20 protein-coding genes are annotated in these 15,601 nt (G+C 59.3%); 12 read left to right on the top strand and 8 right to left on the bottom strand.

Going from position 1 to position 15,601, the window contains the following annotated elements; genetic code table 11:
- The first annotated feature begins 407 nt into the window (after positions 1–407).
- The 4 genes from VIL88_RS17930 to VIL88_RS17915 all read left to right on the top strand — a co-directional run bounded on the left by VIL88_RS17930 (position 408) and on the right by VIL88_RS17915 (position 3,798).
- Positions 408–626 carry a hypothetical protein gene (locus VIL88_RS17930; protein WP_331990986.1) on the top strand — a complete coding sequence of 73 codons (219 nt, stop codon included), beginning with the start codon at positions 408–410 and terminating at the stop codon, positions 624–626.
- Complete coding sequence (locus VIL88_RS17925; RefSeq protein WP_331990985.1) at positions 626–910, top strand: hypothetical protein; 285 nt, start codon at positions 626–628, stop codon at positions 908–910. The genes VIL88_RS17930 and VIL88_RS17925 overlap by 1 nt, the downstream gene beginning before the upstream one ends.
- Before the next feature lie 999 nt (positions 911–1,909).
- Positions 1,910–2,587 (top strand): SOS response-associated peptidase, encoded by a 678-nt coding sequence (locus VIL88_RS17920; RefSeq protein WP_331990984.1) that lies wholly within the window; start codon positions 1,910–1,912, stop codon positions 2,585–2,587.
- A 656-nt stretch (positions 2,588–3,243) separates the two neighbouring features.
- Positions 3,244–3,798: a nucleotidyltransferase family protein gene (locus VIL88_RS17915; RefSeq protein WP_331990983.1), complete on the top strand. Its 555-nt coding sequence runs from the start codon at positions 3,244–3,246 to the stop codon at positions 3,796–3,798.
- A gap of 217 nt (positions 3,799–4,015) precedes the next feature.
- On the opposite strand, the gene VIL88_RS17910 is transcribed toward VIL88_RS17915, so the two are convergent.
- Both VIL88_RS17910 and VIL88_RS17905 read right to left on the bottom strand, forming a co-directional pair.
- Complete coding sequence (locus VIL88_RS17910; RefSeq protein ID WP_331990982.1) at positions 4,016–4,858, bottom strand: RNA ligase family protein; 843 nt, start codon at positions 4,856–4,858, stop codon at positions 4,016–4,018.
- Between the two features lie 673 nt (positions 4,859–5,531).
- Positions 5,532–5,696, bottom strand: coding sequence for a hypothetical protein (locus tag VIL88_RS17905; protein WP_331990981.1), 165 nt, complete (start codon positions 5,694–5,696; stop codon positions 5,532–5,534).
- Between the two features lie 93 nt (positions 5,697–5,789).
- Between VIL88_RS17905 and VIL88_RS17900 the strand changes: the two genes are divergently transcribed.
- Positions 5,790–6,056, top strand: a complete 267-nt coding sequence (locus VIL88_RS17900) for a hypothetical protein (protein WP_331990980.1) — start codon at positions 5,790–5,792, stop codon at positions 6,054–6,056.
- A gap of 5 nt (positions 6,057–6,061) precedes the next feature.
- On the opposite strand, the gene VIL88_RS17895 is transcribed toward VIL88_RS17900, so the two are convergent.
- Entirely contained in the window at positions 6,062–6,262 is a 201-nt protein-coding gene (locus VIL88_RS17895; protein WP_331990979.1) for an excalibur calcium-binding domain-containing protein, read from the bottom strand.
- 114 nt (positions 6,263–6,376) lie between these two features.
- Between VIL88_RS17895 and VIL88_RS17890 the strand changes: the two genes are divergently transcribed.
- Positions 6,377–6,766 (top strand): thermonuclease family protein, encoded by a 390-nt coding sequence (locus VIL88_RS17890; RefSeq protein ID WP_331990978.1) that lies wholly within the window; start codon positions 6,377–6,379, stop codon positions 6,764–6,766.
- A gap of 188 nt (positions 6,767–6,954) precedes the next feature.
- Here the strand turns inward: VIL88_RS17890 and VIL88_RS17885 are convergent, their stop codons facing one another.
- Together VIL88_RS17885 and VIL88_RS17880 are read right to left on the bottom strand one after the other, a co-directional pair.
- Positions 6,955–7,314, bottom strand: a complete 360-nt coding sequence (locus VIL88_RS17885) for a hypothetical protein (RefSeq protein ID WP_331990977.1) — start codon at positions 7,312–7,314, stop codon at positions 6,955–6,957.
- Positions 7,315–7,598: 284 nt separating this feature from the next.
- The gene (locus VIL88_RS17880; protein ID WP_331990976.1) at positions 7,599–8,351 is read right to left on the bottom strand and encodes an SDR family oxidoreductase; all 753 of its coding nucleotides are present in this window, start codon (positions 8,349–8,351) and stop codon (positions 7,599–7,601) included.
- A 294-nt stretch (positions 8,352–8,645) separates the two neighbouring features.
- On the opposite strand from VIL88_RS17880, the gene VIL88_RS17875 reads away from it, so the two are divergent.
- Positions 8,646–9,128: a hypothetical protein gene (locus VIL88_RS17875; RefSeq protein ID WP_331990975.1), complete on the top strand. Its 483-nt coding sequence runs from the start codon at positions 8,646–8,648 to the stop codon at positions 9,126–9,128.
- A 198-nt stretch (positions 9,129–9,326) separates the two neighbouring features.
- Here VIL88_RS17875 and VIL88_RS17870 read toward each other — a convergent pair whose 3' ends face one another.
- The 3 genes from VIL88_RS17870 to VIL88_RS17860 all read right to left on the bottom strand — a co-directional run bounded on the left by VIL88_RS17870 (position 9,327) and on the right by VIL88_RS17860 (position 11,650).
- A complete protein-coding gene (locus VIL88_RS17870; RefSeq protein WP_331990974.1) occupies positions 9,327–9,731 on the bottom strand; it encodes a hypothetical protein in 405 nt (134 codons plus the stop codon).
- A 343-nt stretch (positions 9,732–10,074) separates the two neighbouring features.
- Entirely contained in the window at positions 10,075–10,854 is a 780-nt protein-coding gene (locus VIL88_RS17865) for a hypothetical protein (protein WP_331990973.1), read from the bottom strand.
- Positions 10,855–11,194: 340 nt separating this feature from the next.
- Positions 11,195–11,650 (bottom strand): hypothetical protein, encoded by a 456-nt coding sequence (locus VIL88_RS17860; RefSeq protein WP_331990972.1) that lies wholly within the window; start codon positions 11,648–11,650, stop codon positions 11,195–11,197.
- Positions 11,651–12,387: 737 nt separating this feature from the next.
- Between VIL88_RS17860 and VIL88_RS17855 the strand changes: the two genes are divergently transcribed.
- The 5 genes from VIL88_RS17855 (at position 12,388) to VIL88_RS17835 (ending at position 15,461) form a co-directional block, all read left to right on the top strand.
- Positions 12,388–13,377, top strand: coding sequence for a hypothetical protein (locus VIL88_RS17855; RefSeq protein ID WP_331990971.1), 990 nt, complete (start codon positions 12,388–12,390; stop codon positions 13,375–13,377).
- Between the two features lie 89 nt (positions 13,378–13,466).
- Positions 13,467–13,673 carry a hypothetical protein gene (locus VIL88_RS17850; protein ID WP_331990970.1) on the top strand — a complete coding sequence of 69 codons (207 nt, stop codon included), beginning with the start codon at positions 13,467–13,469 and terminating at the stop codon, positions 13,671–13,673.
- Complete coding sequence (locus VIL88_RS17845) at positions 13,670–13,882, top strand: helix-turn-helix transcriptional regulator (protein WP_331990969.1); 213 nt, start codon at positions 13,670–13,672, stop codon at positions 13,880–13,882. Before VIL88_RS17850 ends, VIL88_RS17845 begins: the two co-directional genes overlap by 4 nt.
- Positions 13,883–14,012: 130 nt before the next feature.
- Positions 14,013–14,930: a hypothetical protein gene (locus VIL88_RS17840; protein ID WP_331990968.1), complete on the top strand. Its 918-nt coding sequence runs from the start codon at positions 14,013–14,015 to the stop codon at positions 14,928–14,930.
- A 78-nt stretch (positions 14,931–15,008) separates the two neighbouring features.
- Positions 15,009–15,461: a hypothetical protein gene (locus tag VIL88_RS17835; protein ID WP_331990967.1), complete on the top strand. Its 453-nt coding sequence runs from the start codon at positions 15,009–15,011 to the stop codon at positions 15,459–15,461.
- The last annotated feature ends 140 nt before the right edge of the window (positions 15,462–15,601 follow it).

The raw sequence follows: 15,601 nt of genomic DNA, 5'->3' as shown, positions 1-15,601 counted from the left end.
AGCTCTGCGCACTCGTTAGACTTTCTACTTCTCTACAGTCGCTGAATGGCAACATTTTATGGCTCCATGGCTTGGGCCGCGAAGCTGCATTCGACGGCTGCTTTTCGGAAAATACAGACCCTCCGCCAATGACCGAAATGGGTCGGCAGCTGCCGTTCAGTTCGCCAATGGTCGCAGACATTCTTCGATTCGGCATCAGCGGGCGGCTCAGCATTCTAATTCCCTGAGGTTGCAGAAGGAGGGGAGTCCGGTCCCCTCCTCCATCGCCCTGCAAGCGGCATTGAAAATCAACAACAGTCCGGCTCTATTGGCTAACTCATTTGCAGGCTAGCCAACGCTACGTTCGCCCTATGCGCTGGAACTGAGTAGATAGGTATCGCTTGCTGGAATCTTGAGAGGAGATGACCTTGGCAGAGAACACTCGCTCAAGCCGCGTACCTGATACAGGTGCTCGAGACCTAGAACGTCTGACCGGCTCAAGTAGCGTCAGCGTCACTCCGAACGACGAGGATGCCGCACGAGAAGCGATTGACGCAATCTTCGGTAAGGTGGAGGCTCACTCCCTCCGCGACGAGCTGGCGAGGACCGGCAACGAGATTGATGCAGGAAAAGGTCACAAGCGCTGATGCCTTGGTATGAGATCAAGGTAACGCCTACAGAAAAGAGTGAATATGTCCGCGGCGGCCGGGCCATCAACATCTGGGACGATCGTACCCTGCAGGAGTTGAACGATGCTCGCCATGATTTTGAGTCGCTGGTGCTAAACCGGGCCGCTTTTTTGCGCGACCAAGGGCTCATGGAGGCTCGTGGTCAGATCGCTATTGTCTCGCAACACATCATCAGCATCGAAGAGCGCGTCGATTACAACATCAGGTTCCCCAAGGGTCCGCAGGAGCGCTTCTCCATCTAAGACGCCATACGCGTGGACCACCGATGACGATGAGGTTGCGCTAGACGCGATCACTGTTGGCATTGGTGATGACAGCCCCGCCCTTGCGGCCGCCGGAGTGACGCCGTCAGAACCCACGGCAAATGTCTACTGGCCCGACTGGGTGGGTGGCGGCGACAAGATCAAGGCTGCCATGGAGGGCCCCTACTCCGTTCCCGAGGCTCTGGATCGTGCCGAACTGCTTTGCGCCTTGTGGGCGTTCGATAGAGTGGTCATAGGCCTGCAGCGTCGTGAGACCTGGCGGAGCGAGTGGGGTGAGCTATCTAACTTGGAAGGCTTGGAATGACCGGAAGAACAGGTGAGCGGGTAGTTGGCTGCCTCATCTTCCTCGTTCCTCTGGTAGCAATCCTCGTGGCAATCTGCATCGCCATCTTGGCTTCATACGAGACGGCTAGTACGCGCGACGTTACCCAGTCGGAAAGTGTGTCTGCGCGACCGAGATCCGCAAAATGAATACTGAGCCTACAGAGCTTGAGGTTCAAACGTTCAACCGAGACATAGCCTTCGTCGTCATAAACTGCGCCATCGGTCCTCTGGTCGGTACGGCCAGCATTCTTATTTGGACAGTCTTTAGCGCTGCGACACAGCATGGCTTCAGCATCCAGCTTCCATGGCACTTGATCCCAGGAGCCGTTTTGCGAGCTACTGCATTTTTTGGTATTTGGGGATGGCTTGTCGGGGGAATGCCGGCGTTCTTCCATTCGATCACTTTGAACATCCTGGCCACGAAGCTGAACTCTCGAAGATGGTGGGTTTTGCTGTCTCCGGTGAGTGGCTGCGCTTGGGGGGCCATAATGATCATTGCACTGTCGGGCTCTCTTCCCAAGACGAGGGACGCACTCGTGGTATCGTTGCTACCAGGCTGCGTTGCGGCCATTGCGTGTGTATGGCTAGCAAGTGCCTTGCGCCAACTGCCTCCATTGCGCGACGAAAGAGCCTCCAATTCTAGAGGGCGTTAGCATGTGCGGCCGCTTCACTAACGAGCTGACCTGGGCGGAGATACACGCCCTCTACAGCATCCACGACGCGCCGCCGTCTAACCTGCAGCCGCGCTACAACATCGCGCCGACGCAGACCGTGGACTTCGTGCACCTAGACAAAGCTGGGAACATGGAGCTCAACAAGGGCCGGTGGTGGCTGATCCCGTTCTGGGCCAAGGAAGTGCCCAAAGCCACGCTGTTCAACGCTCGGATCGAGACTGCCGACAGCACGCCCGCGTTTCGAGAGGCATTCAAGTCGCGCCGGTGCCTAATCCCCGCCGACGGCTACTTCGAATGGACGACGAATGAAGAGGACGGCAAGAAGGACCCTTGGCTGCTGCATCTGCCGGAGCACCGCGGTTTCTCGTTTGCTGGCCTGTGGGCTCACAATGATAACTTGGGCGTCACCAGCTGCACTATCATAACCGCTCCGGCCGTTGATCACATCAGCCATATCCACAGCCGGATGCCGGTTATTCTAGAGCCTGAGCACTACGCAGCGTGGCTCGACGGCTCGGTGCAAGGAACCGACGCCAAGCGCATCCTGCTCGACAACCATCTGGACGATCAATTGGAGTTTCACCGCGTCGGCCGCGAGGTAAACAGCAGCCGCTATGAAGGCACAGACACCAAGAAGCCGCTGATCAACTCGCTCTGAGGCCGTTTCCGACCCCGTTTCAGCCAATCGCACTGGTTTTGGTTTTCCGTGGAGCGGACATACGAGTGATGACGCCGCGTGCTAAGTGAGAGCCATGGCTATAACCAGGATCATGATTATCGGCGGCCCCGGATCAGGCAAGACCTGGCTCGCTGAACGTCTTGGTCGCCGGTACGAGTTACCCATCCATGCAGTGGATGACGAGGTATGGGATCCGCTTGGAAACCAGCGAGCGCCAGACGATATCGATGCACGCGTGCGACGCCTGACGGCCCAAGAAAAGTGGATCATCGAGGGTGGCAATAGCCGGACCTATGCAAATCGGGTTCATCGGGCTGACGCTGTTATTCGAATGGTGCCGCCAGTATGGCAGCGGCTCTATCGCGTGCTTCGTCGGGATGGCATCCGTATCCAACTTCTCCGCTGGACGCTTCGATATGATGAGGTGTTCGGGCCAAGAGATAGGCTAGCGCTTGAGAGCGGGCTGGGTACAGCAACCTGCATAGAAATAGGTTCGAATGCGGAATTGCACCGCCTGCTTCGCGTTGGAATCGAGGGATTCTGAACCGTCGCGGAATTGGCTATCGATCGCTTTTCGGACTTTGTGCAGCCTCCGCTCAGTTGCTGGGAACAGTCATCCGTGCTCCATTCTTGAAATGGACGAGCGTGAATTCTTTGCCAGCGTGTTGCGCAACTCTTTCAACAGGGAGCTGCTTCCTCGACTTGCGGAGATTGGTCTAAGACAATGCCACCTGACCGCAGGCTGCTTGTTTCAAACAGTATGGAACGAGATGTCCGGCCGAGCGCCGGAATGGGGCATAAAGGACTACGACGTCTTCTACTTCGACGATGAGGATCTGTCTTGGGAGGCTGAGGATCGCGTTATCCGGCAGGTGTCAGAAGCGTCGGCCGACTTGCCTGTGAACGTAGAAGTTCGCAATCAAGCTCGGGTCCATCTTTGGTATGGCCAGCGCTTTGGGGGCGAGTGTCCGCAACTTCGCTCGACGCGGTCAGGAATCGACCTCTATCTGATCTCGGGCACCTGTGTCAGAATCGATGTTCAGACCTCAGAAGTATACGCGACCGATGGCTTGAACGACCTGACTTCTGGCTTGCTGCGGATGAACCCAAGAAATCCCAGGCCTGATCTCTTCCTTCAGAAGGCAAGGAGTTATCAGGAAAGATGGCCTTGGCTCGAAATCGTAGCATGACGGCTATGCCAGTCACCTAGCCCAACAGCAGACTGGCCGCAGATCACCCCAAGATGGCCGTCGTGCCGAGCGCTTCAATAGATTCTGCACACAGCTTCGCGAGCTTCCTTGTGGGTAGCGCACCTCAACCTATTTAGGGATCAGTCCGGTGCGCAATGCCCCCTGCTGCGCCGGAAAAGAGAAGGCCCTGGCGCTCATAAGCTGCCGGGGCCTTCGTCTATTGGCGCTCAACCTCAATTCCTTGCACCGTAGCATGGCGCAGCTTGTCGCCGCCCTTGAGGTAACGGACGCGGGCAGTCATTCCAGGCTGCAGCCACGCTGCGTCCTTATTCACGCCAATGATCGGCGCCTTGGCAACAGTCCTGCCTTCGACATAGCGCCAGAATGCTCGCCGGAGCTCGCCTGGCAAGCTGATGAAGGCGCTGCCCTTGTACCCTTCACCGTCGGCCAAAAGCGCGTATGGAACGCCAGTCTTGTCCCGCTTTACGCCGATCACTTGCAGTGTGGAGACCGTCCAGCACTTGGTCTTGTACCAGGCCTCAGATGGGCCGGACCAATACCGGCTACCCTTGCGCTTGCTGACCATGCCTTCAAGGCCATGGGCGTTCACCAGGTCGAAGAAGGCTTGCCCGTCGCCGTCGAACTCATCGCTTAGGACGATGCGGCTGCCGGGCACTTTTGAGATCAGCAGGCGCAGCTTTGCCCGTCGCTCCTCCAGCGGCGCCGGCCGCAGATCCTCACCGTCGAGGTGCAGCAGATCGAAGGCGAAGAAGATGAGGTCCTGCGGTCGCGCCTTGAGCGCTTGTCGCAGAGCGGAGAAGTCAGTGACGCCCGCTTCATCCTGAACGCAGACCTCGCCGTCGACAATCGCCCGGCGCGCCGGAATGCCCTTCGCGGCTTTCACGATGTTCGGGTACTTGTCGGTCCAGTCGTGGCCGTTCCTAGTGAACGCCCGAATCGCACCGCTATCGATGTGCAATTGCGTGCGGTAGCCGTCGTATTTGATCTCGTGCAGCCAGCCATCTCCGAGAGGCGGCTGCTCGACCAGCTTGGGCTGCATCGTAGGAATGAACTGAAGAGTGGAATCTTCGGTAGATTCTGAGTCCCTGCGGGGTGACCGCTTTGACCGAGTGGCGGGCTTTAGCCCAGCCATGGGGAACTCAGGAACATGGCCGACTCAATTCGGCCGGCGCGAATCAGTTCCTGCTACCGCCTGCGCCGACGCATCTTTTGAGGTGTGAATTCGACTGGTCGCTTAAGCTCACCGTCTTCATGCCTGCGCTCTATTTCGCGCTCCAACATCCCGTCCAAATCCGCAACTGCTGGTGGGGCATTCCCTTGGGCTAGTTCGTCTCGAAACACGTTTCGCAGATGCCACTGCACCTTCTGCAGGAAGGCTCCGTCTTCGGCGAAGAGGCTGTTCGGAATGGGTCTTACCACGATCTGAGCCACAATTCGGGTAGCGTCAAAGTCGACGTCGCGTGGCACCTCAGTCTGTACTAGGCGCCACCAAGCTTCTGTCGCGCGATCCGCAGCCTCCTGTTTGCCGCATGCCGTTCCGCTGTGAGTGAACCAGCCCTCCCAGCTCACCACCCACTTCCAAGACTGGTAGACCGGCGTGTATGGCGCGATCCAAGCGACCCGGTCAGGCAAATTGATACTAAGCGGGTAAGCGGCAAAGCGGTCGGATTCCTTGCGCCACTTGAGCCGAAGAGGCACGTCCATGCCTAGGCTTACCGGCGCAGTAGCGTATGGGCAGTCTTGTAAGCGATGGCCGCTTTGATCTGGCCGCTAGTGACACCTAGACGTTCGCGCAGCTGCTCATCGGTAGTGGAAGGTTCGGCCTCTTTGGCGCGGCGGATGCGCTCGGCGGGGCTAAGTTTGATGGCAATGTTCATGGTGTCCTCCGTTGCGGAAGACTCGACTCCTATACCGTGAACATAATAGGAACAAGCAGGAAGAAGATCACATCAACCAAGACCCATTAAGGCATGGATAGCGATAAAAAACGCGTCACGCCAACCAAGCTGATCGTCCTCCTCGCCTTCGTTCGGGATGAGGAGGGAGAATTGCGGTCGGCATTCGAGCCGCGAGAGATGCAGTCTGAGGACAAGGCAAAGATGGATGCCCGGCGCATGGTTGGGCTAGGCACCTATGAGGGTGTGATCGCCTGGTGCCGTTCAGCCGACATGGTCAACGGTGTGTTTGGTGATCCGGTGGTGCTGTTCCAGCATGGGAACATTCCTGATCTGGATTAGGCGATCTAGTTTAAGCTCTCGCACGCGATGCCGCCATTGTCACGGTCAAGGCCGTGCGGATCGCCTGGACCGCTCGCTTCGAAGAAGGCTTGAGCTTCCTCCCATGAACCGAAGTCTCCGCAATCCATGTCACCTTGAGCAGAAGCTGCCGCGATGGTCGCCATAAGCAACAACGCAACAGCAGCAACAGTTTTGATACTTGCCATGACATCCCCTCCCCAGCAATTGATGCTTGCAGCAAGAAGAATAAGAGTCAACAAACGTTGGAATACATGGAGGGTTAAATGAGAAGATAGATTGCCGCGGCTGTAGCTCTCGCCATGCTCTCCGTGCCAACTGTTGCACAACCGGTGCACCTCGACATGTGCGGCAATCGCCGCAATTCTCCGGACAAGACATGCCTTGTGGACGGTGACACTCTCTGGCTGAACGGTGAGAATATCAGACTGCAGGCCTTCGATACGCCGGAGCCTCAATCATCGATTTGCGGCGGTGACGCCGAGGTTCGGCTGGCAAATCAGGCCAGCGCTAGACTGCTTGATCTGTTGAACAACAATGAATGGACCATCGAGCGCTTTGGCTTTGACAGCACCAGCAGCAGGCGAAGGTTGGCCACGATCCGGATCGATGGGGTGGACGTTGGTTACATCCTGATCAGTGAGCGGCTGGCTCGACGGTGGCCGGATGGAGAGGAGTGGTGGTGCAAGTAGGCACTGCACCGACACCCCGCTCGACACTGGCCAGCGGCTCCGACACAACCTCAAGCTCCGACCCCGCCACCGTTTCGAATTGCGGCATTCCTCGTTCCGGCACATCGTTAGCAGGAACACTGTCGGGCGGCGCGCGTGCATGCTCCGCTGCACGTCCCAAGCAACCTCATAGCCGCAGAGACGGCAGTTTATCGCTTCTCCTTGAGCTGCCGGGCGACTTCCTCGGCGGTTTCACGATCGCGCCGCTCCTCCTCGAGGCGAGCTTCGAACACATGCGCCAGATGCGTCTGCGCCTTGGCCGTATCCTCGAGCGCGATATTGGTTCGGACCATCTGCTGCATGACCAGGCCGACGCTCTCGATGAGCTCCTTAACGGGCCCCATGTCGGCCAGCTGCCCGGCGGCATAGAACTCCTGGACCTTGGGTGCCGGTGGACCTTCCTTCTTGCTAAAGTGGGCGCCCAGACGGCGAAGATCGCCATGCTGACTACGAAGACGACGGCGGCCACGCCTGCCACTCGTCGGGGAGAAAACTAATGTCGATGGCATTGTCTGCCCTTCTGCCGTTCCTCTACTTCAAGCGAAAAGGCTGGCTTTGAGCGACGTAGAGCAAGGCTTACGGCATATCGCCTGGAGATCAATCGTCATCGACTTCGACTTCAGCGTCGTCCTTATCGGGAGCCATGTCACAGGCAGCAAGCGTTGAGCCAAGCGCAAGCGTTAGAAGAAATATCGCGGTCAGGCGTTTGAGCATTTGTGTCTCCTAGTTTTGAGGCACAACGAGCAGGTAGGCAGATCGTTTCGCCTACCGCCGGCTTAAGGAAAACGCTCACCTACAGCTTCACCGCAGCGTTGCCGCCATCTGCCCAAAGCGCCGATCCCGTGACAAAGCTCGACATGTCGCTCGCGAGGAATAGCGCTGCTTGCGCGATTTCGTCGGGTTGAGCGATCCGCTTCATGGCATGCAGGCCTGCAGCCCACTCTCGTTGGGCAGCGTTTCCAGCCATATCGGTCGCGGTGCCGCCAGGCAGGAGGGCATTCGCTCGAATGCCAGCTGCGGCGTAGTCTGCGGTGATGCCGCGCACCAGACCCATCAGACCTGCTTTGGCGACTCCGTATGGTGACATGCCTGGTAAACCCACGCTGTTGCCAACGAAGCTACTTGTGAAGATAAGTGCTCCGCCGCCGCCCTTCAGCATGGCGGGTATTTGAACCCTGGCACCTAGGAAAGCCGCAGTCAGATTCACCGCCATTACGTCAGCCCATTGCTCCGGCTCGATCTCGGCCAAAGGCTTCATTGCTCCAACCAGTCCAGCATTGTTGAACGCGATGTGCAATCCACCAAAGGTAACCTGCGCGGCAGCAACGGCCTCTTGATGTGTGCGCGCTTCGCTCACATCGCCTGCAACGGCGAGAGCCTCGCCGCCACCGTCTCTGATCTCTTCAACCGTTAAGTTCAGAGGCTGCTCTCGGCGGGCAACGAGCACCACAGATGCCCCATGTGAAGCAAACAACTTGGCAGACGCCTGTCCAATGCCTGAGCTTGCGCCCGTGATGATCGCCACTTTTCCGTCCAGCAGTCTCATGCCTCAGCTCCACTTGTGAAGTCGTGCATCTATGGCTTTTGGCCGGCGGGAACGACCCGGTTTTCACGCACCTGAGTGAGGTCCAAAGCACGGCTTCCGGGCTGCAGGTCGCTTATTGGGAGCGACTGAGATGGGCTCAACTGCCGATCATCAGCTGGGGGGTGGTTTTCAGCCTGTCGACTTTCGGGCATGGTGGTTGATAAGCCGACACTCTGAGGCCGAGTTGTCCTGAAAGGCCCTTCTGGTAAAGTTGACGCTTTCCCTTGCCAGCCTACTATCCGCAAGCAGCCGAGCATGATTGTCAATGTTTCTATCCGGCATTCCCGCGTGTCTGCCAAACTACCCTTGCTCTTGTTAGTGGCAGTCCTCCTTTCGGGGTGTGATTTAGCCAAGGAACAGCTTCAGGATTCCGTTCCCCATGGCGTCCTAACCAATGGGGTTCTTTATGCTAATGATGAGATGTTCGAGTGTGCTGTGGTCATCCACACCCTTGATGAAGATTTTGCATCTGCAGTGCGGGATGGGGGCCCTGTCTACTTGGAACGAACAACAGGCAAGGCTTGGCATCAAGGCACGCCATGGCACCTTGAGCCGAAAGGGCGTTGGATTGCTGATCTCATGTTGAGCGTACAATGCATCGATGAAGCCGATCTGCATGGCCTCTTCGAGAGCATTCTAAACCGGCAAGTGAAAGGCTACTTCCTTGTGCAGGACACAAACTCTACGTCGATAATTGCTCCAGACAGAGGTTTGTTGATGGTCGGCGGATATGAGTAGGCAACACACGCAGGCAGCTTTCAGGATTGTTGTAACTGACTCACACGACCAGAATGGAGTTGGGTGCTGATCGACGCCTTTGGGCGGTAGCGGAAGGCCACTCTCTAAAGCGATTTTGGACTGGTCTGTCCGCTTTGCCACACAGGCGCGATACGGGGGTCCAGGCGCCTTGAGGTGATTGCCCTTGTAGAGGGGAGATCAAATACCGGTGCGTTCAAAGTCGAAATTAGGCTCTTCCACAACCAGTGGGACAGCGAATGCCTGACAGAACCCCTCATCGTTCAGGTTGATAGCAAATGTCATGCGCTCCCAAACGCCTAGCCACTTACCTCTAACGAGCCAATGAGTAGTCCCTGGGGGAAATCCGGTGGCATTCTCCGACAATTCAACGTTCGGCTTCACATCGCCCGGACGCGTGTCGCTTAGTCGCTGAAGCTGTTGGGTCGTAACCACCGGGCAAATCAGAGCTGACACATCAGGAGCAAGACCGGCCCCTTGCTGGACATGCACAGTAGTCATTCGCTCAACCAATGCATCATAGAGATCTGCATCTGAGCCTAAGACGTCACCAATTACGGTTGCGTAGAAGAGAAGAACTGCCACTACGCGGGTCTCATTCGACTTACGTCGCGCCATCATCGCCTGCCTGAGCGTCTGCCTTTGGGTAAGATAGACACTTCCTAGAACGTCGGGAATGGGGTCGGGTGCTGACCGACCCTTAGAGGGTGGATTTGGGACTGGCGGCTTGCAATGCCAAACTCGGCAAAAGCGGACCTAATCTGAGGGTCGCGAACCGCGCCTCGCTATGCAGCTTTCTAAAAACTACTTTGGCCGCAATGTCCGCTATGCAGTCGCCTTTCTTTCGGCTTTCGGCTTCGCGGCCTTTAGCACACTTCCGATCATGGAGCAGGCTTAAGTAAGGTTCCGTAAGGGGCACTGCCGCTCCCTAGGGAGAAACACATTTCGCCGATGCGTCGGATCCCTTAATCCGCACCATAATTTCCGGCTCATAGGGCTGCCCCTGTAAGCACGGCGCGTTTGATCGCCGCCTCTCAATCGCCGCGCTCTCAACGAGGGCGAAGTTCTCTTTCGGACCCAGGGCGTTCTTAACGAAGATTTCGATCATCTCAGCAGTCTTTACATCATCGTCCTGGCGCCCCTCCCATATCGCAAGAAGACCGTTGGAAAGCTGGTAGCCAGCCCAGCAGTAGGAATAGCCGCCCTTGGCACCTGTGAAATATCCCGGCTCCGTGGGGTTCGAACAGGCTCGGCCGGGCCGATCCGAATCAAAGTCAATCATGCTGACGACATCGAACTTGGTCTGATTTGTGCCACCGAGGGAGTTGTTTCTTAGGCCGGACAACCCCGCCGGCGTCACTAGCTCCACCCTGTGAGGGAGGCTCTGGAGAAGAGGCGTATAGGAACTCCGGCAAATTGATCTAGACCATTGCCTCGTCAGGAGTGGGCATATTTCTAGGGATTTACCCATTTCTCCGGCGAAGCCGTATACGCTGAAGGATAGACTCACAATGTCCGCAGGAGATTGCTGGATCACAAGGTCCCCTTGCTCGGTCCACGACGATATGGCGACAACTGGGACAGTGATTGATGCATCACCCAATACCATCGTCGCATCAGAAGCGAGTAGAACAGGGTCGATTTCCGGCAAGGGTGGATGAGTGCAGCCGCCAAGCATCAATGCCGAAATTGACATGAGAAGCGCCAAACGGCTTCCTTGCTTCAGCTTTAGAACCACTCCCACCACTCCACCGCTTCAAGGCAGCTTTCAAGGCTATCCTAGTAAGGCTGGGATGTCAGCTTCGGGGTCGGGTGCAGTCGGTCAGCTGTTGTGATATACCTTCCGCTTAGGGGTCGCATGCTGCCGTGTCCCCGTTCCATGACACCGTATCCATTCCGCTGTCCCGTGCCCGTGTACGACCCTCCTGTTCGGTCGCTTGCCGGAGGTGACGTTGGGGTGACTTCTCCCGGGGGAATGGCGGCTGCCGGATATGCGTTGCGCGTGATGCCGTGCAGTGACGGCGTATGAGGAGGTAACGGGGGTGTCGCTAACGGATCGGCTTGACCACGGCACGCCACCTGGCCAGCAGGGAACGCACGAAACCGATCTCCGTGTCCTTCCAGGTCGACCCGACCGGTGGCTCGATGATCCGGGTGGTGGGGGTCAACCTGCGGCTCGGCAGGGTCGTCGTATCGTCGTGCATGGTCCTCGGCTTCATCCTCGCGCTGACCGCCTGCCTGGCATACGACCTCCTGGCGCCATCGCGGACGAGGATGATGACGGCGGTCCTGTGCACTTCGGCGATCGACAACGTGAGGTTGTCCGGCACGGCGACGGACGACAGGAAACTGACCGCCTCCGAAAGCGCGGCATCGACCGACTTGGCATCGGGCTTGCCTTCCTCGCGTTTCGCGGCACGGTACCGGCGTGCACGTTCCGCCGCTGCTTGTCGGGCTCTCTCGGCGATCGCTGCCGGGCTGTCGTGGATATCGGGTCTGGCCATGCCCCACCTTATCCCGTGTCGGCTGGCAAGGGACAAGTAGGGTTGGAGGCGCAAGAGAGGGCGACGCGGCTCTAGCTGCCCCGAAGAAAGATCTGGCCATCCAAGGGGAATAGGTCGTTCCCGTCGTCCCGCCTATTCAAGTCCTGTCGCCCGACCATGCCCGTGTGGCCGCCGGAACCGCCCTACCGGGCGAAGCCTGTCCTTGCTGCCCGATAGCCGTCGCTCCCGCTCCGGCCCGCCGGTGGCCATCCAGCGGGGTCGCAGCGGGTCGTCCGTCCCGGCCTTCCCCTGCCGCCTCGCCTACCGTTGACTGCCGCCGGTCACCACAAGCTGCCGCCATGCCTGCTGCCCTCTGCCCGCCGGATAGCACCTACACCCTTCCCTGCGGCTATCACGTGCCTACCACAGGGCAGCAAGAGTCACCCAGGCCAGGCGGACACCTGCAGACGGGATAGCCTTTACCTGCGGACTCAGGGGAAGATTCTGGATAGCCGGATCCCGCACGCGAGGGAGCACGAGCGCCTTCTTTCTTTCTATAGGGTCACGAGAGTTCTTACTTGGTCGTGTAACCCATTGATTATAAACAGCTAAAGGCTAACACCTACACGAAGGTTCGCTGCATGAGTTCTGACGAAACCTCTCCAAGCCATTGAAAGGGCTGACGAAAACAGGTTCTTCCTAACAGGTATTGCCGTTTACCGGGATCCGCCCCATTCTAGGAGGCCTGGAGAGACAGCATGACGACGACACCACCCTGCTTGCCCGAATACCTCGCCGTGCCGTTGCCGGCGGCGGCGACCTTCCACGTCGTGGGCGACTACCTGTCGGCAAGGGACGTATCGTTCGCGGTGGCCGCGTTGTGGCTGGCGGCGAATACGTCCTGCCGGCAGGAGAGCAGCCCGGCACATGCGTTCCGCATACCGGACAACGGCCTGCGTTCCGCGCTGGGGCAGATCAGGCGGGACGGCATCGACGCGGAGGACGCAAGGCAGGCAAGGCTGGCCAAGTCCACCTTCCGCACTACCGGCCATGAGGTCTACCCGGCACCGGTGGCACCCCTGCGGCACAACCTGGACGACAAGCGCACCTGGCATATCCATGACGACCTGGTGGAGACGTGGCGGGTCGAGCCGGGCCAACCGGTGGTCTATCTGCCCTTGGTGCTGCTGCAGAAAGCCAAGTCCCGTTTTTCCGTGGAGGCCTATCTGCATGCCATGTCCGCCGCGCTGGGCACCGTACCGTTCATGGTGTCCGTCACCGCCCGGGCAGAGGACCGGGTGACGCTCAAGCTCAACGAGGACGCGCTCAAGCGGCTCGTCGGGGCACCGGACAGGATGACGCTTCACCGGGTCCGCACCGAAGTGCTGCCGGAACTGGACAAGGACCTGCCCGCGTGGGGGGAAGTCGTGATCGAGCCGGCGATCCGCACGACCGCCACGCCCAAGCATCCCAGGGGCCGGTTCCTCGGCGCCAGCGTCACCGTGGTGCACCCGCCGCTTGCCGAACTCGCCGCCCTGGCGGAGCCGTCCACCCGCTGGATAGCACCGGTGCGGACGAGCGTGCCGGGATGGGAGAAGAAGCCGCCAAGGCCGCGCCACCTCCGCGCTGCCGCCCGTCGTCCGTTGCCGGCGCCGATCGCCGATGTCGTCTACATCCCCGAGCCCGAGCCGGTTCCGGTCCGCTACGATGGTCCGCGGATAAATTCAGACGAGGATGTCGCTTTCTGACGGAATAGGTAAAATGCCGTTTTCGGCGATCGCCCGATCTCAATAAGCTTGTGCCATAGCTGCCTGACACCGCCACGGAGAGAGCCCAGATGATCAGCGATGTCGAGTTCGTAGCCATCCGGTCCTTCGACCGCCAGCTCGCGGCCAACGCTGACTCGGCGCAGGCGATCATCAACCGCAAGAACTCTATCATTGTCGCCATGGAGCAGCGCCTGGCCGCCGCGCAGCGCGAGCTCGAGATCGAGCGCGGCAAGCGCAAGCTCGCCGAATTCAAGCTCATGAAGCGCGGCCATTGACCGGCGAGGAGCTTAAGGCGCAGCGCGAGGAACTGGGGCTGTCGCTGTCCCAGCTGGCTCGTGCCTGCGGGTATGCCAGCGTCGATAATGGGGTCACCCTGCTCCGCCGCTATGAGCGGGACGAGCGAGAGGTGCCGCCATGGCTGCCGCGCATGCTCGAGCTATTCCGCCGCTTCGGCGTTCCGCCCGATTTCATCGCCCCGGAATAATCTGCACTATTTTTCGTGCAAGCCTATTGACCCCCGCTCCTGCATGTACTATTTCTAGTGCATCGGGAGCGCTAGACACGGTGTCTGGCCCCGGTACCACCACCGAGACCCTCGGTCTCCAGGAGTTACCATGACCAAGTTCCAGATCACCAACACCGTTTCTTCCGTCGATCTCGGCATCTACAAGGCCGACGACGAAGCAGGTGCACTCGACCAGATGGCCGTCGCCGCCGGCTACAAGGACTATAAGGCCCTGACCGACACCTGCGGAAAACGCCGGGGCGAGATCCTCGTCACCGTCGTGAAGCCCTTCGCCGAAGACAAGGATGCCCAGGACGCCATCGAAAGCCTGGTCGTTGATCTGATCGACGTTGCCGAATCCGCCGGTCATACCCCTTCCGACTGGAACAGCATCAGCTGCGACGGTTCCCTCAACAGCACCCTGCGCGACCTCGGCGGCCAGTATGTCGCCGCCGCCGATGGTGATGACGACGAGCTTCTCGCAGAGATCATCGTCTACCTCGACAAGGAGACCGAGCGCCAGACTTCCAGCAAGTCGGACGAGCTGGCGTCGGACATCAAGAACGCCAAGTCGCTGGTATCGCTACGGGATGCCCTCGAGGCTGCCGATGCCTACGCCAAGGCCACTCGGACCGACGTTGCCTCGATCTACGATGCCACCGACCTTCCGACCTTCGGCGGTGCCGCTATCGATCAGGAACTGGTGTTCTCCTGGGATAGCCAGGACATGCTTGTCGGACATGGCAGCTGGAGCATCGTGGGTCGCGGCTTCGACCGCGAGACCACGCATCAGCAGCGCACCATCGTCATCGGCGACACGGAGTATCGCTACCAGGACCGCTACTACTTCGGCCAGAACCACATCGACACGATCCGCTTCGCCCGCTGGGTGGATGCCGAGGACGGCCACGCCCAGCACTTCCACGGATACATCGACATCCCGGCATTCGACCGTGACGTCGTGCTGGTCAGCGATCTTGTCGTAGCTATCAAGCAGCGCGAGGCCCAGCTCGAGGCAGCCGAGTAACACGATCCCCCGGGGGTGGCACCAAGCCAGCCACCCCTTTCTCTCGCTTGTGAGCCTGTGAGGCTCTGGAGAACCAGAATGACCATTCGTCGCAATCCGATCAAAGACACCATCTTCAAGACCACCGGCATCGGCCACCACGTGGACCGCGAGCCTGGCGTCCTGGCCCGCATCCGCGCTGACGACGGCTCCATCGCTGAAGTGCTGGCTACCGAGTTGCTCGCCGGCGAGCGCCTCGTTCTAAACGACCTGCACGGCTTCAAGATCAATTCGATGGTCAGTGCCTCGATCCTTAGCGGACACGATCCGATCGACGCCATCGACCGCGCCCGCGAGCGTGGTCACGCTCTTGTCTGGATATCCTCGCTGGGAGCCATGCTCACGTCCGAACCACGCGAGGCGAAGCCCTACATCCGCGTGCGCCACGGCATGCCGGTACTTTTCGAAGGCGTGATCTATCGCATCGATCCGGCTAGCAACGGGAACATTGTGCTGACCCGCTACGTCCCGCGCGCAGGGGAGCTGTCGTGATGGCCTTCCGGTTCCATGCCACCTGGACGCCGCGCCCGGGCAAGTCGGTCCCTCTCGTGTTCCCCACCGCCGCCAAGCGCGACGCCTTCCGCGCCGCCCATCCCGGAACCGCCGCCGCGGTCCGGGCCAAGGCCGCCCCC

This window comes from Devosia sp., from assembly GCF_036563435.1.
In the GTDB taxonomy this organism is placed as follows: Bacteria; Pseudomonadota; Alphaproteobacteria; order Rhizobiales; family Devosiaceae; genus Devosia.
The sequence above is the reverse complement of the archived record's forward strand: the minus strand, read 5'-3'. Positions and strand labels throughout refer to the sequence as shown.